At 53.1% G+C, this 18,938-nt stretch carries 17 protein-coding genes; 8 read left to right on the forward strand and 9 right to left on the reverse strand.

What is annotated here, in order from left to right:
• Nucleotides 1–143 precede the first annotated feature (143 nt).
• The gene (locus INT21_RS01530) at nt 144–755 is read left to right on the forward strand and encodes a LysE/ArgO family amino acid transporter (RefSeq protein WP_125746021.1); all 612 of its coding nucleotides are present in this window, start codon (nt 144–146) and stop codon (nt 753–755) included.
• A gap of 16 nt (nt 756–771) precedes the next feature.
• Here INT21_RS01530 and ltaE read toward each other — a convergent pair whose 3' ends face one another.
• Nucleotides 772–1,779, reverse strand: coding sequence for a low-specificity L-threonine aldolase (gene ltaE / locus INT21_RS01535; protein ID WP_193061434.1), 1,008 nt, complete (start codon nt 1,777–1,779; stop codon nt 772–774).
• 98 nt (nt 1,780–1,877) lie between these two features.
• On the opposite strand from ltaE, the gene speG reads away from it, so the two are divergent.
• The gene (speG, locus tag INT21_RS01540) at nt 1,878–2,402 is read left to right on the forward strand and encodes a spermidine N1-acetyltransferase (protein ID WP_125746025.1); all 525 of its coding nucleotides are present in this window, start codon (nt 1,878–1,880) and stop codon (nt 2,400–2,402) included.
• A gap of 57 nt (nt 2,403–2,459) precedes the next feature.
• On the opposite strand, the gene INT21_RS20540 is transcribed toward speG, so the two are convergent.
• Nucleotides 2,460–2,582, reverse strand: coding sequence for a hypothetical protein (locus INT21_RS20540; RefSeq protein ID WP_264298800.1), 123 nt, complete (start codon nt 2,580–2,582; stop codon nt 2,460–2,462).
• A gap of 609 nt (nt 2,583–3,191) precedes the next feature.
• On the opposite strand from INT21_RS20540, the gene INT21_RS01545 reads away from it, so the two are divergent.
• Nucleotides 3,192–4,019 (forward strand): alpha/beta fold hydrolase, encoded by an 828-nt coding sequence (locus tag INT21_RS01545; protein ID WP_193061433.1) that lies wholly within the window; start codon nt 3,192–3,194, stop codon nt 4,017–4,019.
• Nucleotides 4,020–4,053: 34 nt separating this feature from the next.
• The gene (locus INT21_RS01550) at nt 4,054–4,818 is read left to right on the forward strand and encodes a metallophosphoesterase (RefSeq protein ID WP_193061432.1); all 765 of its coding nucleotides are present in this window, start codon (nt 4,054–4,056) and stop codon (nt 4,816–4,818) included.
• Nucleotides 4,819–4,830: 12 nt separating this feature from the next.
• Here INT21_RS01550 and INT21_RS01555 read toward each other — a convergent pair whose 3' ends face one another.
• Nucleotides 4,831–6,207, reverse strand: coding sequence for an aminotransferase-like domain-containing protein (locus tag INT21_RS01555; protein ID WP_193061431.1), 1,377 nt, complete (start codon nt 6,205–6,207; stop codon nt 4,831–4,833).
• A gap of 136 nt (nt 6,208–6,343) precedes the next feature.
• Between INT21_RS01555 and INT21_RS01560 the strand changes: the two genes are divergently transcribed.
• On the forward strand, nt 6,344–7,504 hold the full coding sequence (locus tag INT21_RS01560) for an MFS transporter (RefSeq protein ID WP_125746033.1): 1,161 nt from the start codon (nt 6,344–6,346) through the stop codon (nt 7,502–7,504).
• A gap of 233 nt (nt 7,505–7,737) precedes the next feature.
• On the forward strand, nt 7,738–9,054 hold the full coding sequence (locus tag INT21_RS01565) for a Glu/Leu/Phe/Val family dehydrogenase (protein ID WP_226916775.1): 1,317 nt from the start codon (nt 7,738–7,740) through the stop codon (nt 9,052–9,054).
• 194 nt (nt 9,055–9,248) lie between these two features.
• On the opposite strand, the gene INT21_RS01570 is transcribed toward INT21_RS01565, so the two are convergent.
• A complete protein-coding gene (locus INT21_RS01570) occupies nt 9,249–10,184 on the reverse strand; it encodes a cation diffusion facilitator family transporter (RefSeq protein WP_193061430.1) in 936 nt (311 codons plus the stop codon).
• 142 nt (nt 10,185–10,326) lie between these two features.
• Here INT21_RS01570 and INT21_RS01575 point away from each other — a divergent pair, with 142 nt between their 5' ends.
• Nucleotides 10,327–10,845 (forward strand): GNAT family N-acetyltransferase, encoded by a 519-nt coding sequence (locus INT21_RS01575; protein WP_125746039.1) that lies wholly within the window; start codon nt 10,327–10,329, stop codon nt 10,843–10,845.
• A 291-nt stretch (nt 10,846–11,136) separates the two neighbouring features.
• Here INT21_RS01575 and INT21_RS01580 read toward each other — a convergent pair whose 3' ends face one another.
• Nucleotides 11,137–11,691, reverse strand: coding sequence for a carboxymuconolactone decarboxylase family protein (locus INT21_RS01580; protein WP_193061429.1), 555 nt, complete (start codon nt 11,689–11,691; stop codon nt 11,137–11,139).
• Nucleotides 11,692–11,723: 32 nt separating this feature from the next.
• Complete coding sequence (locus INT21_RS01585) at nt 11,724–13,049, reverse strand: aspartate aminotransferase family protein (protein ID WP_193061428.1); 1,326 nt, start codon at nt 13,047–13,049, stop codon at nt 11,724–11,726.
• A gap of 188 nt (nt 13,050–13,237) precedes the next feature.
• Here INT21_RS01585 and INT21_RS01590 point away from each other — a divergent pair, with 188 nt between their 5' ends.
• Nucleotides 13,238–14,125 (forward strand): MurR/RpiR family transcriptional regulator, encoded by an 888-nt coding sequence (locus INT21_RS01590; protein ID WP_193061427.1) that lies wholly within the window; start codon nt 13,238–13,240, stop codon nt 14,123–14,125.
• Between the two features lie 23 nt (nt 14,126–14,148).
• On the opposite strand, the gene nirD is transcribed toward INT21_RS01590, so the two are convergent.
• The 3 genes from nirD to INT21_RS01605 are packed head-to-tail and all read right to left on the reverse strand — an operon-like array spanning nt 14,149 to nt 18,408.
• Nucleotides 14,149–14,538 carry a nitrite reductase small subunit NirD gene (gene nirD / locus INT21_RS01595; protein ID WP_193061426.1) on the reverse strand — a complete coding sequence of 130 codons (390 nt, stop codon included), beginning with the start codon at nt 14,536–14,538 and terminating at the stop codon, nt 14,149–14,151.
• Nucleotides 14,539–14,578: 40 nt separating this feature from the next.
• Nucleotides 14,579–17,101 carry a nitrite reductase large subunit NirB gene (gene nirB / locus INT21_RS01600; protein ID WP_193061425.1) on the reverse strand — a complete coding sequence of 841 codons (2,523 nt, stop codon included), beginning with the start codon at nt 17,099–17,101 and terminating at the stop codon, nt 14,579–14,581.
• Entirely contained in the window at nt 17,101–18,408 is a 1,308-nt protein-coding gene (locus tag INT21_RS01605; RefSeq protein WP_193061424.1) for an NAD(P)/FAD-dependent oxidoreductase, read from the reverse strand. Before INT21_RS01605 ends, nirB begins: the two co-directional genes overlap by 1 nt.
• Nucleotides 18,409–18,938 lie beyond the last annotated feature (530 nt).

The following is an 18,938-nucleotide window of genomic DNA, read 5'->3' on the forward strand; positions in this document are numbered from 1 at the left end:
ATTTCCCAAACCATCAATACGGTTTCTATATAAGCAAAACTAATGCCCCATTAGCAGGATGATTTTTAGTTATTCAGGTTGCCCGCTATCTTAGTGCCACGACTCTTTAAAGCGACGCTAATTCTGGTACTGGGGACAGCGCAATGTGGGAAAGTTACTTAACGGGCTTGGTGGTATCTGGCGGTATCATCATGGCTATCGGGGCGCAAAATGCCTATGTGCTGGGGTTAGCAGTGCGCCGTGAACATCACTGGTGGTCGGCGGGGCTGTGTATGAGCGCGGATATTATCTTGCTAACCGCTGGTATGTTTGGCGCTAGCGCGTTTTTACTGACAATGCCGAACGCGATGGAAGCCATGCGCTGGGTAGGCGTAGCGTTTTTAAGCTGGTTGGCAGCACAGGCATTACTGAGGGCTGTTAGCGGACGCGAGGGGCTGCAGGCCGGTAGCGTAAAAGCGCGTAGCTTGCGCGGAGTACTGTTGGCGACCTTGGCCGTGACGGTATTGAATCCCCAAGTGTATTTGGACACGCTATTGTTAATTCCTGCTATTGGTGCTCAGCAGGAGAGCGCGGGTGTGTTTGTCGCAGGCGCATCGACTGCCTCTGTTCTTTGGTTCAGCCTGTTGGCGTGGGGCGGGGCCGCGCTTTCGCCTTGGCTTTCCCGCCCGGTAGCATGGCGTACCATTGATGGGCTAATTGGTCTGATGATGGCGGTTATCGCAATACACTTAGCGCTGGGGTCTACGTTGCTCTGACAGGTCTCAAGGCTGACTAGAGGCGGCTGAAGTAGCTCTGCATAACGGCGATGACTTTATCTATATCGGCATCATCAATATCACGGTGAACAACAAAACGCGTGGCATAAAGTAGCTCAATCAAAATGCCATGCTCTTTCAGCCAAGCAGAGAGCGGCTGTACATGTTCGTCGGGAAAGTGCGCGAACACCATATTGGTTGCCTGAGCGGTAATCTCAACGCCAGGCAGTTTTGCTAAGCCTTCCGCCAGGCGTGCTGCACGGCGATGGTCGTCGGCTAAGTCAGCGATATGGTGCTCTAAAGCATACTGACAGGCGGCGGCAATAATGCCTGATTGGCGCATGCCGCCGCCGACCATTTTACGCCAGCGCCGTGCGCGGTCGATCAAGGCTTGCGAGCCCACTAAGGCAGAGCCGATGGGAGCGCCCAGACCTTTCGAAAAGCACAGCGACACGCTATCAAATGGCAAGCAGAGTTGCTTCAGTGGGGTATCCGTGGCTACTGCGGCATTAAACAGCCGTGCGCCGTCCAGGTGCGTTGCCAACCCCCGCTCACGGGCCAATTCAGTTGCTTTCAGCACATGCTCGGCGGGCAGCACTTTGCCGCCGATGGTGTTTTCTAGCGCTAGCAGCTTGGTACGCGCAAAGTGAAAATCGTCGGCTTTGATAGCTGCGCTTATTTTCTCTAATGGCAGGCTACCATCGGCGGCATTTTCAATAGGCTGCGGTTGAATGCTGCCTAACACCGCTGCGCCACCGCCTTCATAGCGATAAGTATGGGCTGATTGCCCCACGATGTACTCATCGCCGCGCTCGCAGTGAGCCATTAACGCTACAAGGTTGCTTTGTGTGCCGCTTGGAAATAGTAGCGCTGCTTCCTTGCCTGTCTGCTCAGCCAGCTTTTCCTGAAACGTGTTGACCGTTGGGTCATCACCCCATACATCATCGCCCACTGGAGCGGCCATCATGGCATCTTTCATGGCGGGGGAAGGCCGAGTCACTGTGTCACTGCGTAGGTCAATCATGCGAAACTCCTGTGATGACAAAAAACTCTTTTCGAGCATACTGCATGTCTAATCAGCGCGAAAAGCGAAACCTCAATACGTAGAGAAAGGACAGAGTCATGCTCGCCACCGACCTAAAGCTTCGTGCCCTGGAACGCAACGATCTGCGCTTTGTTCACGAGCTAAATAATAACCAGAGCATTATGTCTTACTGGTTTGAAGAGCCTTACGAATCATTTGATGAGCTGGAGGAGCTTTATAATAAGCACATTCATGACAACGCCGAGCGGCGCTTTGTCGCAGAGAACAGCGACGGACATGCCATCGGTTTAGTTGAGCTGATTGAAATTGACTATATTCACCGCAGCGGTGAGTTTCAGATCATCATCACGCCAGATCACCAGGGAAAAGGGTTTGCTCGGTCATTAATCCGTCAAGCATTGCACTACTCGTTCACCATTTTAAACCTACACAAAATATATCTGATTGTGGCGGTGGAGAACGTTAAAGCTATTCATCTCTACGAGGAGAGTGGCTTCATAGAGGAGGGGCATTTGGTTGAAGAGTTCTTTATCAACGGCAAATACCGTGATGTGAAGCGAATGTATATCTTGCAGGACACTTACTTAGCGCAGTTGGCTTGATAAACAAGACGACAACACCTCAGGCCGAAAACTAACCAAAGGCTGAGGCGTTGTTGCTTACTGCTGACTCATATAAGCAGCGATGGCGTCAAAAGCTGCGCGTTGCTGTTGGGCACGATTAGCCCAAACCTGCATCACATCCACTTCTACTGTCTGATCTTGAGCAGCGAAAGATGACATGGCGAGTACTCCTAATTCATTCAGAGGTTAAGGGACGGTTCAGCCATCATGGGCTCTAGTGACCCCAATTTAGTTATATATGGTTTTCTTTGTGCGACGCAGCAAGTTAACTGCGGGCTAAAGTCTATGCGCATTTCAGCCCTTAAATCTAGTCCTAAAGATGTAGGAGAATTGCTATGGTGTGTAAGAAATGGCTTACAAAATCAGTAGCTGATCACCTACATCATTGAATGGAAAAGATTTTCATAATATAAAAAAGCCGACTGAAAAAGTCGGCTTGTGTGGTTATTTTTTAGTCTATAGGGGAGAGATGGCGCTAAAAAAGCTTCTTTTAGCCGAAGTAGGTCGCTAATGCTTCATTAGCAGCATGCTGCCAGTGGGCTTGGCGGTGCCAAAAAGCGAGTACCTCGTCATCTTGTGTCGATAATCCAAATGTAGACATCATAAGGTGGTCCTCCTGTTGGGACACACTTAAAGTATAGACTATCCTTGTTGCGGTGCAGCATTTTAGCCGCTGATAACCAAAATAATTGGTGCGAAGTCTTATCTACTTAGCGTGGTATGCTGATGACATACCTATAACTAATCAATAAAACAACGAGTTATATTATGGTGCCAACAACTGTCGATTCTGACACTCTGTGCCCTGAACCTATCTTCCAAGACCGTTGGGTAGCAACACCACGTGGTCGCGTGTTTACTCGTACTTGGGAAACGTCTCATTTGCGCTCGGATGTGCCCATTGTGCTGCTCCATGACTCGTTAGGCTGTGTGGATTTGTGGCGTAGCTTTCCAGCGGCGCTATGTGCGGCGACCCAACGACGAGTGATTGCTTATGACCGTCTAGGGTTTGGGCGCTCCGACGCGTGCCTGACACCGCCACTGCTGAGCTTTATCGACGATGAACCCTCTACCAGCTTTGCAGCCCTTCAGAGTGCGTTTCAGTTAACGCATTTTATTGCGCTGGGACATAGCGTTGGCGGTTGCATGGCGGTGCACTGTGCAGGGCAGTATGTAGAGCAGTGCCAAGGCTTGATTACCATTGCAGCGCAGGCGGTAAATGAACCACGCACACAACAAGGTATTGAAGAGGCGCGGGCCGCCTTTCAAATGCCGGAGCAATTTGCCAAATTAGAAAAATATCACGGTAATAAGGCGCGTTGGGTACTGAACGGCTGGATAGACACGTGGTTACATCCAGCATTTGAACACTGGTCGCTTACGCCCGCTCTTCAGCACGTTCACTGCCCCACGCTGGTGCTTCATGGTGAAAATGATGAGTATGGTTCGCACCGCCAACCTGAACGCATCGCTCGCCATACCCGAGGTCCTGCGCACACTGAAATACTGCCGGGCGTTGGGCATGTGCCCCACCGTGAAGTGGAAGCCGTGGTTGTTCACTATGTGAGAGAATTTATTGAGCGGCTTACGCCATAAAACGACCATTACACAGGGAAAAGTGAGGAATACTATGCGCTTGCGAATTTTATCCGACCTTCATTTGGAGTTTTTTGATGGCGACCGCGAATTGCCCGAGGTAGAGGCCGATCTCGTTATTTTGGCGGGCGATATTCACCAGAAAACGGCAGGGCTTGCCTGGGCCAGGCAGCGGTTTCCAGCAATGCCTATTTTATATGTGCCGGGCAACCATGAGTTTTACGGTACCTGCATGCCGCTACTCCGTGAAGAGCTCGCCATCGAAGCCAAGCACTACAATATTGAGTTGCTGGATAATCGAGCGGTGACTATTGGAGGAGTGCGTTTTTATGGCACCACGTTATGGACTGATTTTGCGCTCTATGCCGATGACCCAACGCACAACCCAGCAGAGACCGACGCTAAAGCGTTGCGCTATATGCCCGATTTTAGCATCGTGACAACAGCTCCAGATCAGGTGTTTACCCCTCAAGCTAGCCAAGCATTACACGTTGAAGCACTTGCTTGGCTTAGCAATGAGCTTGAGCAACCCTTTGATGGGCCACGCGTTGTGATTAGCCATCACGCACCGTTACACAGCTGCATTCCTGAACAGTATTTGGGTGATGCATTGTCCCCAGCCTTTGCCTCCCACCTGCCTCAATTGATGGGCAAGATGGACCTATGGGTGCATGGCCATGTCCATGAGCCTGTCGATACTTTATATAACGGCACGCGCGTCATCGCTAATCCAGGCGGTTATCCCGATGAGTTTACGCCAGAGCTGTTTGAGCCGAGTTTGGTGGTGGAGGTTGATTGATAGGTCATTGAATTATCCTTCAATAAACCCTTTTGCTCTTGGATCCTGCATATAAGCCACGTTGAGTCGCCGCCAGGGCGTTGGTTGATGATCGGCAAAGAATAAATGTCCCGGCGACAGGGTAACTTTCCAGTCATCAGCCAGTTCACTCAATCGTTCAGGTGTTATCGCTGCCGGTGGCTTTGCCCACACAAACATCCCACCGGTCGGCTCGGTATAAACATCCCAGTTGGCACGTTTGAGCATCGCAAGCGCCATCGACATGTGGTTGGAAAGCCTAGTACTTAACCGTTCCGTCAGCTTTCGGTAACTACCGTTTTGAAGCATGGTGGTAATGACTTGCTCTGCAAAGCGTGAAGAAGAAATGCTGGTTAGCATTTTGATATCGACAATGCGTTGCACCATTGAAGAAGGCGCCGCGATATAACCAACGCGCAGCGAAGAGGAGAGGCTTTTTGAAAAACTGCCCAAGTAAATAACCCGGTTAAGGCCATCTAACGCAGCTAAGCGAGCACTTGGCGTATGTTGAAAGTCTGCGTATATATCATCTTCTATCAGTTTGAAATCGTACTGCTCGGCTAATTGTAATAAGCGATGCGCAATGGTGGGCGTTAGCGTTCCCCCTGTGGGGTTTTGAAAAACGCTGTTGGTATAAAAAAGGGTCGGCCGATGCTCTGCAAGTAATTCTTCTAAGCGTTCAAGATCAGGACCGTCGGCTAAGCGAGGCACGCCGATGACACGAACACGTTGCAGATGTAGTAGGCCAAATAGGTTGTAATAGCCTGGTGATTCGACGAAGACAACGTCTCCGGGTTCGAGAAGCAAGCGCACCAATAAATCTAGCGAATGACTGCTGCCGCTGGTGGTGACAATTTGCTGATGATTTGCCGTGATCGCTAAAAGCCGAAGTCGCTCTTGTATTAATTGGCGTAATGCCGTGGGGCCTTGGGGAGTACTGTATTCAAAAATGTCCGCGCGATTCATACGCGCAACTTGACGGATCGCATAGGTTAAATCATCGCTCTCCCGCCAATGACTGGGTAACCAACCACATCCAAGGGGCAGGGCCGTCTCATCGGCACTAAAAAGCCCCCAAAGCCCGTTGGTCACTTCCTGCAGTGGGCTAGAAGCTGTTTGGTGCTCGCTTGGTGGACTATCGGCAACAAAAAAACCTGCCCCTGGTTTTGAGCGCACCAACCCTGCGGCGATTAAACGCTCATAAGCTTCAATAGCCGCATTGCGGCTAACGTGATGTGTCGCAGCTAAATAGCGAATGGAGGGTAGGCGGCTGCCATTACCAGGTTTGTTTTGTTTAATCCAAGTGCTGATCGCCTCTTCAAGCTGCTGTGCAATAGGCGTGTTGGCATGCCGATCAACTGTTAACTTCATAGATAGTCCTGCTGGATCAACTGTTCATTAAAAAACCGGAACAGTGCCTCAATAATAGTGGCCCAGTGTATCTTACCCCGCTTGAATAAGCGTGCGAGCTTTATGGTTCTTTTAGCAATCTCTAGTGAGTTAATGCATGAACCAGTACAGCGCAGCCCGCCTAGCTTTCGGGCTATGTATGATCACCACGGCCGTTAATTTGCAGGCACCGCTATATGGTGCGTTGGCAGCGCAAGGCGGGGTTGGTGTTGGTGCCACGACAATTGCGTTTGCCTGTTACGTAGCAGGGGTAATGCCTGTATTGCTGGGGCTTAATGGCTTGGCCGAGCGGGTAGGTTACAAAGCAATCATTGTCACTGCGTTACTGCTTAATATGTTGGCCACTTGCCTGATGCTAATAGCGCCTAGCATCGTAATGCTCGGCGTGGCGCGTTTTCTACTTGGGGTGGGGACCGCGCTAGCATCCGCGGTGGCGCCAGCCTATATGCAACAATTATGGCAAGGCGATGATAAACAAGCTTCTACCAGTTACGTCACGATTAGCAGCGCGCTTGGCTTCGGTTTAGGGGCAGCGGTGACTAGCGTTTTTATCGTTACTACGCCTAGCTTAACGCCCCCCAGTTTGTGGTTATATCTATGTATTAGCGCTTTCGCATTAATAGGCGTGTTGACGTTGCGAAAAGGCATGCCTAGTGGGCCGAAAGGCAGCATGCTCCGTTTGCCTAGCTTCCCAAATGGAGCCATTCGGTTTGGCTTTGCGATCCTAATTGCCTGGGCCACGGTGGGGCTGGTGATTGCCATATTGCCTTCCGCTTTAGACCAGCATGGTTTAAGCGTTTGGAGTGGCTTTGCCGTTTTCGGTATTTGCAGCTGTGGCGTGTTATTTCAACCCTGGGCCAGAAAGTTGTCGTCATATCGGTCTACGTTATTGGGACTTGCGATTCTGCCACCGGCTTATGGGCTGATTGCTTGGGGAGCTATCGCGGGGCACTTACCCATATTGCTACTAGGTACGGTCATGGCTAGCAGCGCCTGTTACGGCTTTATTTACCTGGGCGGATTAAGTGGCGTGTTAGCCGTGGCTGGCCCATCTTCTACTCAAGCGAGCGCTGGGTATTTTCTAATGGCCTACATTGGTTTCAGTATTCCAGTGATCACAACGGGAGTGCTTATCGATGCCCTAGGGCATCGCGCGGCATTAACGCTATTTGGAGTTGCCTTACTGGGGGGAGTTGTCGCAACACTCTGGTTAGTTATCCAGAATCAACGAGAGTATCGCCAAGTGCTAATGGATTAGGCTGGCTGCGTGGTTCTTTAAGCAAATAGCTGACGAAACATTTAGTGGCGTTTTATATGCTGAGACTATTTAACAATAGTTGAAAGTTGCTGGCGTAGGGGCTTTGTTAGAGTCGGTGGGGTTAGGGAGTTTAAACCAGCTAAAACCCTGTAGCACAAAGACAGGTGTGGTTATTCCCGAAACAGTTCCGATAACAATACTGATAAAAACAACGCAGCAATGGAGCGCCACTTATGAGTGATACTAAGTTCGCCCAACAGGGTATGTCTTTTCGTGAAAGCGTCGAGCACATGGTGGATCACGCTATCGACATCATGGAGCTGGAAGAGGGTATTGGGAATGCTCTGAAGGTGTGCCAGAGCGTGGTGCAGGTATCGTTTCCGATTGATATCGATGGCAAGATTGAAATGTTTACTGGTTGGCGAGCCACCCACAGTGATCATCGTCTGCCCTCAAAGGGGGGTATTCGTTTTGCGATGATGGTCGACCAGGACGAAGTTGAGGCCCTAGCGGCGCTGATGACTTATAAATGCGCGATTGTCGACGTACCGTTCGGTGGTTCAAAGGGGGGGCTGATCATTGATCCGGGCAAGTACACTCAAAAACAGCTGGAAGCCATTACACGGCGTTTTGCGCGCGAGCTGATCAATAAAGGGTATCTAAGCCCTGCCGCCAACGTGCCCGCCCCCGATATGGGCACTGGGCCGCGTGAAATGGGCTGGATGGTAGATACCTACCGCCAGATGTTTCCTAATGACATCAACTACATGGGCGCGTTAACCGGGAAACCGGTCGAGCATGGTGGCGTGCGAGGGCGCAATGAAGCGACCGGGCGCGGGGTGCAGTATGCGTTGCGCGAACTTTTCCGTCATCCAGAAGAAATCAAGCGTTGTGGCCTGTCGGGAGGCTTGGCTGGCAAACGAGTCGTGGTGCAGGGGTTAGGCAATGTGGGCTATCACGCCGCCCATTTTCTGCAAACCGAAGATGGCTGCTTGATTACTGCGATCATCGAACGTGATGGTGCCTTGGTTAACGACGATGGTTTAGATGTTAAGGCCGTGCGTGAGTATATTGCTGAGACCGGTGGCGTTAAGGGATACCCGGTGGCTGAATACCAAGAAGATGGCAGCAAAGCATTAGAGCGTGCCTGCGATATTCTTATACCAGCGGCATTGGAAGGTGTTATCAATGCCAAGAATGCACACCATATCCAAGCGCCGCTTATTGCTGAAGCTGCCAATGGTCCGGTTACCTATGAAGCCGATAAAATTCTTCAACAGCGAGGTGTCGAGATTATCCCCGATGCGTACTGCAACGCTGGTGGCGTAGTGGTTTCCTACTTTGAGTGGATTCGTAACCTCAATCACGTTCGCTTTGGCAGGCTCGATAAACGTTTTCATGAAGCACGTGGCCAGCACATTATTCAGGCGATTGAAGAATCAACGGGCCATAAGGTGCCAGAGCATCTGGCTGATGAGCTCGCCCGCGGCGCCGATGAGTTTGATCTAGTCCGTTCGGGGCTGGACGACACTATGCGTTTGGCGCTGTAAGAGATTATTCGCACCCGTAACGAAAACCCGAAAGTTAACGACTACCGCATGGCAGCCTATCTGATCGCCATCGAGAAAGTGGCCCGCCATTACCGGGATATCGGTGTTTAACAGAGGGTTATGTTCTCAAGCGGTTTATAACGGCAGTACTAGCATTTTAAGCGGCCCACAGGCCGCTTTTTAATGTGGCGCAGTTAAGCGTATTTCTTCACTAGCTGCCCGCAGGAAGGCGCTGCCCAGCGATCATCTTCGGTGAACACTACATCACAGACGACCGGCGAATAAATACGGCGTACTTCTTCATCAATCTGCTGGCGCAGGGCATCTTGATGGGCAAGCGTAGAGTCATGCAGTGCTTTGGGTAGCACCACGTGGACCATGATATACAGCAGACGGCCAGGGCGTACCATGCGTACCCGAACTTCCTGGGTGTCGATATCGGCAAGCCCGCGACCAACCGCCTGACGCACAGGCTCGGCGACTGTTTCGTCGGGCGTTTTATTGAGCAGTTCTCGCAGTGCCTGGGAGGCCATACGCACCGGTACGCCAAGGCATAGCAACACCACGGCCATCACCAGAAGTGAATCGACATAAGGGACAATACCGCGCCAGCCTAGACGCTCAAACAGCATCACCAAGCAGAACGCTGCTAACACGGCAGCCGAGATAACACTGTTCACCAACCAGTTAAGTTTGTCTGCAGCCACCAGCGGGCTACTAACGTGGCGCTGGCTGCGGTGCATTACCCAAGCGGTGAGCGAGCAAGCGGCGGTGGCAAACAGTGCGTAGATAACCGCAAGCCCTGCTGAGATCTCCCGCCCACCTGTCAGTAACGCAGCGATGGCGTCCACCAACGCAAAGATGGAAACGCCTAATATCAATAAGCCTTTGCATAGATTTACCAGCGACTCGAAGTAGCTGTAGCCAAACGGATAGGACTCGCTATCGGGGCGGCTGGCTAATTTGCTGACTTTGATAGTGACCAGCGCTACGCTGAAGTAGATAAGATTAAATGATCCATCCAGCAAAATAGCCTGGGAGTTAGACGCTAGTGTCGCAGTAATGCCTGCGCACCCAATCAGCAGTGCCATAAAGGCAGAAAACGCCAAGGTACTGGATTCTGTTTTCACGAACGTTTGCTCCGATATTGCCTACCCAAGAGTCTGGCAAGCATAGCAATATCAGTGGTCGCAGTGTCAGTGATTTGTTTATTCTAAGGCTATGGAGATAGTCTTTGATGCACTGATTTAGCACCCAAGGAGAGATGTGCTTATGCGCCATGCTGATGCTTTTTCCTTCAGACAAATTGCTCCGGAAGATGCCGCTGAACTATTGTTGTTCGAAGCCACTGAACGTGACTGGTTTGAGCAGCATATAGAGGCCAGAGCGGAGCACTTCTACACGCCGGAAGGTATTAGCCAGCATATTCATGAGTACTTGGCGTTAAATGCCCAAGGACGCATGAGGCCGCTTATTATCCAGTATCAAGGTGCGATAGTTGGGCGCGCCAACCTACGTGAGATAGAAAATGGTTACGCAAAGGTGGGGTATCGGATAGCGCAACATGCGTGTGGTAATGGGCTGGCGCAAAAGGCGCTGAACCATCTGATTAGCGAAGCTCGTTGCATTGACCAAATTAATACGCTCACGGCGACTGTTTCTCTAGACAATCACGCTTCACAGCGGGTCCTGACAAAGGCTGGGTTTGAAGTAATGGAAAAGCTACCTGAGTATTCGGTAGTAGCAGGTCGGAAGCTTGACTGTGTGATGATGCAAAAAACAGATGTCTAGTGTTTAGAAGCAAATGTATTGTTGTGAGACAGGGCTTTAGCTTTGGTTCGACACTTCGACGATGATTCAACTGATTTACCTGGTTATAGCAAGGGCGGCTACGCCGCCATTGCTCGTTAAATGCGGCCTCCTACATTAGATGATGAGCCTCGAGTGCCTGAATAAAATTAAGCGGGCACTGATCATGGGCGGCCACTGATTTAATGAGGCCTGAATACTCGCAAATGTATGCATAAGTACTTAATGGTCTGCCCTGGGATAGCTTGAAGCCTGCGCCAGGGACTGGCATGCCTAAGACGTTAATGAAAACAGCGCTGGCATTTTTTGCGCTTCTTGTTGAATGTTGTCGTCGACCGGTGTGTCGTAAGTCTTGAGCAGATAGCCCAATACCGAATAAAACCCCACCATCGCAATTAGGTCGATAACGGCCTTGCGTCCGATAGCCTCTGCGAGTTCTGCTTCTTGCTCGGGGGACAGCATCTTCTGGTCAAATAACGCATCCACAGCGTTGACGATAAGGCCATCAACGCCTTCAGGGCGAGTTCTAATGGCGTCGATTCGTGCAGTGGAGAATCCTAGAGCGAGTGCCCGGCTAACGTGATGAGCCCACTCGTAACGTGACCCCATGCGCAGGCCCGCGCGTAGAATCACCACCTCGGTTAATTCTGGCCCTAAGGCATTTTCCTTCACAACATGCTGACGCAAAGGTGCCCAGGCGTTAAGCAAGGCCGGGTGGTGGGCCATGGTGCGATAGACATTAAGCGCGCCGGCGAAGTCTTCGCGTAATTCAGCGACTTCGTTTGGCCAGTCGGCATCAGCAATAGGCGGGCAGGGAGATAGCGTCATCGGTGAGCTCCATTCAGATAGGGGACGTGCCATCACTCGGCGATGGCGGCGTTGATGGCGTCGGCAATACGCTCAATGATTAGGTCGACTTCATCGGCTTCAATAATATAGGGCGGTGCCAGCAAAATATGGTCGCCGTGAATGCCATCAATGGTGCCGCCCATCGGATAGCTGATCAGCCCTCGTGCCATGGCGTGTCGCTTAATCTTGGCGTGAATTTTTCGGCTCGGATCGAAAGGCGTTTTAGTGCCCCGGTCCGCCACCAGTTCGATACCGCGAAACAAGCCTCTTCCTCGAATGTCGCCAACATGCGGTGATGCACCAAGAATCGCTTCCAAGCCGCTGTGTAATCTCGCGCCCATGGCGTTTACATTGGCGAGTGTCTCAGGGCGTGCAATGATTTCAACCACTTTGTTAGCGGTGGCCGCAGCAACAGGGTGACCGATGTAAGTATGCCCGTGCTGGAACAGGCCAGAGCCGTTGGCAAAGCTGTCGTAAATTTTGTCGGACAGCATCACTGCACCGATCGGCTGATAACCCCCGCCCAAGCCTTTGGCTATTGTGACGATATCCGGTATGACGTCGTCTTGCTCGCAGGCGAAGACAGTACCGGTGCGACCCATACCGCACATCACTTCGTCGAGTATCAATAGCACGCCGTATTTGTCGCAAATCGCACGCACACGTTTAAAGTAATCCGCGACAGAGGCGACGGCACCAAGGGTGGCGCCTACAACGGGCTCGGCAACGAACGCCATGACTTCTTCAGGGCCGAGTTCGAGAATCTTTGCCTCGAGCTCGTCGGCAAGCCGAATAGCGTAAGCCTCTGGTGATTCCTCGGCGTCTTTTTCGCGATAGGCGTAGCAGGGGGAGACATGATGAGTTTCTGGCAGGATGGGCTGAAACTGCTTACGCCGCATCGCATTGCCACCGGTTGCCAACGCACCAATCGTGTTGCCGTGGTAACTCTGACGTCTGGCAATGATATGTCTACGCTGGGGGGCGCCAATTTCTACGAAGTACTGCCGTGCCATCTTCAGAGCCGCTTCAACGGCCTCTGACCCGCCTGACACGAGATAGACGTAATTCAATCCTTCAGGTGCCAAGTTAACGAGTTTTTCAGCAAGCGCTTCGGCAGCGTCGGTGGTGAAAAAGGAGGTGTGTGCGTAGCAGAGGTTATCAATTTGAGCGCGCATCGCAGCCAACACTTCCGGATGGGCGTGACCAACGCTGGTGACCGCAGCGCCTCCTGAGGCATCTAGGTATCGGCGCCCAGTGGTGTCTGTAATGTAGACGCCTTGAGCCGACGCGGCATGGGGGAGTGTTGGGCCGATACTGCGATGAAGAATACGAGTCATGGAAACGGTTCCTTAGGGTCACTTAGCGATGTGGGGACGCCATAAGGAGAAGATTGGCACAGTTTGGTCTATTGCTGCAACAATTGAATCATTTTTGTTTTTAGTGAAATATATAGATCATTGTTTTTTGACAACAGTAACGTTTAAATCGGCGGCTGTTTTAACAAGCCGTATAAGAGGCAACACACATGCCGCAGCGCGACCCTTTAAGGGAGCAGATTATCGCCCAGTACGATGCCATGTCGCCGCAGCTCCAGCAGGCGGCTCGCTACGTGCTGGAACACCCTGATGAGGTGGCACTGGTTTCTATGCGCGAGTTGGCGCGCCATGCGGCGGTGCAGCCTGCCACCATGACGCGGCTTGCAAAGTTTCTGGGCAAGCAAGGATACGATGATATTCGCGAGCACTATGTGGCAGCGCTGCGGCGGGGGAACGATGGTTTTGCCGCCAAGGCTCGCCAGCGAAACGAGGGGGCTAGAGCCTCGGCCAACGACAATATCGCCGCGCATATGCTGCATGGGCTGAGTGCTCAGATTTCTCAGCTCTGTGAGCCTGACTCACTGCAACGGTTGGAAGCCATCGCTAATACGCTGAAATCAGCTAGAAAAGTGTATGTACTAGGGTTGCGTTCATGCCACTCCGTGGCGTGGCATTTCCATTACGTTATGTCACTGTTGGGGGATCGCTCGGTTCACCTGGATGGACCGGCAGGAACCGGCGGCGATTCACTAATTCGCGCCACGCCCGAAGAGGCCTTGCTGGTTGTCTCCGTCAAACCTTACGCAGTAGCGACACTGGAACTGACGCAGTTGGCAAAAGACAAGGGGCTGACGATTCTGTCGATCACCGATAGTGAAGTATCGCCACTGGTCGGGCTGTCAGAGCAGACGATTTTTTGCCCCACGGAAAGCGACAGCTTTTTCCATACGTTAACGCCCGCCTTAGCCATCTCAGAAGTACTGTGCACCTTATTGGCAGAAGATGATCGATCACAGACACTCGATGCGCTGCAGCGGGCAGATGAACATTTTTTGAGCTTGAATACCTACGCGAGTGCTATTCCTCGCCGGGAGTAACGTCATCGTAAAGCAGCTGTCAGTTACCCCTCCACCCATACCTCCTCGCCCCTAAATGCGACTTTCCAGGTACGCAGCTTGATGTTCTCATCTTCTAAGCATTGGCCATCTTCAAGGCGAAAATGCTGCTTATAGAGTGGCGAGGCAACCACTGGATTGCCTTTAACATCACCGATAATGCCGCGGGCAATGACGTTAGCGTTAGAAAACGGGTCAAAATGGTCGAGGGCGTAGAGTTCTTTCTCCTGTCCTTGGGAGCGCTGCCTCGGTAAGTAGAAAATGGCCACTTGGGCAGGGCCTTCTGACGTGTTCAACCAAGCAGCGACGCCGGAAAATTCTACTAAGTCAGCTTTAGTGCAGAGCGGCTGCCAGGTGTCGGTGCTTACGGTGTGTTTGAGTGCGGTCGCGGTCATCAGTTACCTCGTTGGCGTTGTCTGGTTGGGGCATTAGTGTTTAAGCGGGACGTAGCTGGCCGCGCTCGGAGGTCATAATGATCGACGGATCCGGGCGGTCGTCGTTGACGAAGCTGCGGAAGCGCTTGAGCTTCTCTGGGTCGCTGATCGCGTCGGCCCATTCGCACTGGTAGGTATCCACCACGCTTTGCATCTGGCGCTCCAGCTCGTCGTTGATGCCTAGGCTATCTTCCAGAATCACCTCTTTGAGGTACTCCAGGCCGCCATCGAGGTTTTCGCGCCACACCGAGGTGCGCTGCAGGCGGTCGGCGGTACGCACGTAGAACATCAAGAAGCGGTCGATGGTGCGGTAGAGCTGCTCGTCATTCAGGTCGGTAGCAAATAGTTCAGCGTGGCGGGGGCGCATGCCACCGTTACCGCACACGTAGAGGTTCCAGCCGTTTTCGGTGGCAATAATGCCGATGTCTTTGCTCTGGGCTTCGGCGCACTCGCGGGTGCAGCCGGAAACGCCAAACTTGATCTTGTGCGGTGAGCGTAGGCCCTTGTAGCGGTTCTCTAGCCAGATCGCCATACCGACGCTGTCCTGCACGCCGTAGCGGCACCAAGTGCTGCCGACGCAGGATTTAACCGTGCGCAGCGATTTACCGTAGGCGTGGCCGGTCTCGAAACCTGCAGCAATCAGCTCTCCCCAGATATCCGGCAGGTCTTCCAGGCGGGCGCCGAACAAGTCGATACGCTGACCACCGGTGACCTTGGAGTAGAGGCTGTATTTTTTGGCCACTTCGCCTAGCACGATGAGTTTGTCTGGGGTGATCTCACCACCGGCCACACGCGGCACCACCGAGTAGGTGCCGTTTTTCTGCATGTTGGCCATAAAGGTGTCGTTGGTATCCTGCAGAGGAATATGCGCCGCGTCGGTGATCGGCTCATTGAAGCAGGAGGCCAGAATAGACGCCACCGCGGGCTTGCAGATGTCGCAGCCCAGGCAGTGGGTGTCTTGATTGCCGTGTTTTTCGATCAATTCGCTGAAGGTTTTGATGCCTTCTACGCGCACAATATCGTAAAGCTCCTGGCGGGTATGGGCGAAGTGCTCGCAAATCGATTTATCAACCTCTACGCCGCGGGCTTCTAGCTCATGATCGACCACGCTTTTGAGCAGCGCGGTGCAGCCGCCGCAGCCGGTGCTGGCTTTGGTGGCCGTTTTGACGCCGCTTAGATCCACCGCGCCCGCATCAATAGTGGCGCAAATATCGCCCTTGGTGACGTTGTGACAAGAGCAAATGGAGGCGGTTTCCGGCAGTGCGCCGGGGCCGAGAGTTGGCGCGGCGCCGCTGCTTTGCGGCAGAATCAATGAGGCGGGCTCGTCGGGCAACTCAATGCCGTTGGCGTAGTACTGCAACAGCGTGTCGTAAACGCTGTTATTGCCCACCAGCATGGCGCCGAGCAGCTTTTTACCGTCGCTGGAGACCACCAGTTTGCGGTACTCCTGTTTGATCGGGTCTAGGTAGCGGAACATGCGTGCGCTGGGGTTTTGATTGCCATGGGCGTCACCAATCGAGCCCACATCCACGCCCAGCAGCTTGAGCTTGGTGCTCATATCCGCACCGCCAAACTGGGTATCGCCACCGGTCAGCGTCGAAAACGCTGCTTTGGCCATTTGATAGCCGGGGGCGACCAGGCCGAAAATACTCTGGTTCCATAGCGCCACTTCACCAATCGCCAGAATGGCCGGGTCGCTGGTGAGGCACTGGTTATCCACTACCACGCCGCCGCGCTCACCAATCTCCAGCCCGCAATCCCTGGCCAACTGGTCGCGGGGGCGAATACCTGCCGAGAACACAATCAGGTCGGTTTCCAGTACCTTGTCGTCTTGGAAAACCATGCGATGGCGGCTCGCCTTGCCATCTTCAATACGCTGGGTGGCACGCTCGGTGAGCACCTGTACGCCCAGGGCTTCAATTTTTTCGCGCAGCAGCTCACCACCTTCGTTATCTACCTGCATCGGCATCAGGCGTGCAGCGAACTCTACAACGGCCGTATCCAGGTTCAAACCGCGCAGGGCGTTAGCCGCTTCGAGACCTAGCAGGCCGCCGCCCACGACCACGCCGGTGGTAGCATTTTCGGCGGCCGCCTGGATGGCGTCCAAATCGTCTAGAGTGCGGTACACCAAGCAGCCATCGCGGTCGTTACCGGGAATCGGTGGCACAAAGGGGAACGAGCCGGTAGCCAGCACCAGGCGGTCGTAAGGGTAACGACCTTGTTCGGTGACCACCTCTTGTGAGTTGCGATCGATCTCAATCACAGCCTCGCCAGTGCGCAGTTCCACACCACTGGTGGCGTAGTAATCCGCTTCGCAAAGCGCGAGCGAATCGGCATCGCGGCCGCTGAAGTATTCGGAGAGATGTACACGGTCATAAGCGCGATGGCGCTCTTCGCCAAACACGGTGACCTGATAGCGCTCAAGGGCAGCATTATCGACGAGCTGCTCGACCAGATGATGGCCGACCATGCCGTTACCAATAATAATAAGCTGTTCGGGAGTTGCCAGTTTTTGGGTAGACATTATGCCACCTCTGAGGTCGGTAGATGGGAAGGGGCGTTCTGCTGGTCAGCCATGCCCGCCTGGAGCACATCGACATCAGCGGCACCAAACAACAAGGCTTGGCGGTAAGCGTTGAGATCGGTACCCGTGAGCGCCTGCTCGAAGTACCAGGGGCCTTGGCTGGTGTCGCCGTAAAGCACCGCGCCTTCAATCTGGCCGTTGCGCAGCAGCAGGCGGCGGTAGTCGCCGCGCTCAAGGTCGTGGTAATTCAGTACTTCATGCTCGGCGCTGGCCTCGGTGGGCCCAAAGGCGTAGAGCGCCACACCGCTGACTTTGAGTTTGGTGGCGCTGGGGGCATCTGTGTAGCCTTGGGAATGCGTGCCGCACAGCGTCGCGGCGAGCACCTCTACCTGTCGCCAGATCGGCTCCACTAAACCGTAGGTGGTGCCATCGAACTGGCAGCACTCGCCCAGCGCTGAGATCGCCGGGTCGCTGGTGGTGAGCCATTCGTCCACCACGATAGCTCGATCCGTGCACAGACCTGCCTGGCGGCCAAGTTCCGCATTGGCCGTAATACCCGCGGCAATGATCACGCTGGAGGCGTTCAACTGGCGGCCATCGGCAAGATGCACCTTGGCGACTCGGCCCTGGGCGTCGCTCTCTAGCCGCGCTAACTGCGCGCCAGTGATGATCCGTAAACCGCGCTGAGTGAGGGTGTCTTTAAGTAAGTGAGCAGCGGTAGCATCCAGTTGGCGGTTCATCAGCCGCTCGCTGCGCTGGAGCACACTTACGTTGATGTCGCTGCCGCGTTTACGTAACCCCTCAGCCGCTTCAAGGCCCAGCAGGCCGCCGCCAATCACCACTGCATCACCGCCCTGTTGAGCGATGTCGCTAAGTGCATCAGCATCTTGCAAGTCACGAAAGCCGTGTACGCCGTCAAGCTCAATACCGGGAACATCGGGCAGCGCTGGGCGCGAGCCGGTGGCGATGACCAAATGATCGTAATCAAGCGATCGGCCGCTATCGGTGGCCAACGTTTGGCTTGCGCGATCAAGCGTCACGACCTTTTCACCCAGTATCAGCGTGACGACCTGTTCTGCGTACCACTGGGCATCGCGCAGGGTAAGTGCATCCTGCTGCATTTCACCGGCCAGCAGTGGCGAAAGCAGAATACGGTTGTAAGCAGGGGTTGGTTCTGCACCAATCACCGTGATTCGCTGTGGGCGTGTGGGCTGTTTTACCAACGCCTCGATGAGACGATGGCTTGCCATGCCATTGCCAATGATCACCAGATGGTCGTTGGGTGAGCACCGGGAAGTAGTTTCCATGGGCGGCTCCTCTGTGTCTTTGCGGCTGCTTGAGCACCAAACAAAAAAACGCCCCTGTCGTGCACCTCTTTGCAAAGCATTGCAAAAGCGTGCGTAACAGGGGCGTCGTTGCCCGATTGCGTTGTTTAAAAAAACGCGCGACAACCGCCATTGGCTGTCAGCTGATTAAAAACCTTACGCTGTCTGAAGCAAGGAGCTAGCCAACTGGCCATATGGAATATTATTTTTAAATAACTTCAGCTATTTAGATGTGGTTTATGGAAGGTCGGTGACACGACTCTTCGAATAGACTGCACGGTGATGGTGCGAAAAGGGAGATGGCGTGCACTCTCACACACCGTTTAGCGCGTGCAGAGTATAAAAAAGAACGTTGTGTGATGGTTTTTTATTTTTTAAGTTTTTGTTTTTAAATGATTAAGTTTAATTTTTTCAGTTTCCGGCTCGGCTTTTGCAATTTCCAAGGCAATAAGTAAGTTAACAAGCAATAAGCACTCATTGCTAGGCGATGGCAGAGAACAATTCCAAAGCTG

The sequence above is a fragment of the Halomonas sp. 3F2F genome, from assembly GCF_014897805.1.
Classification (GTDB): Bacteria; Pseudomonadota; Gammaproteobacteria; order Pseudomonadales; family Halomonadaceae; genus Vreelandella.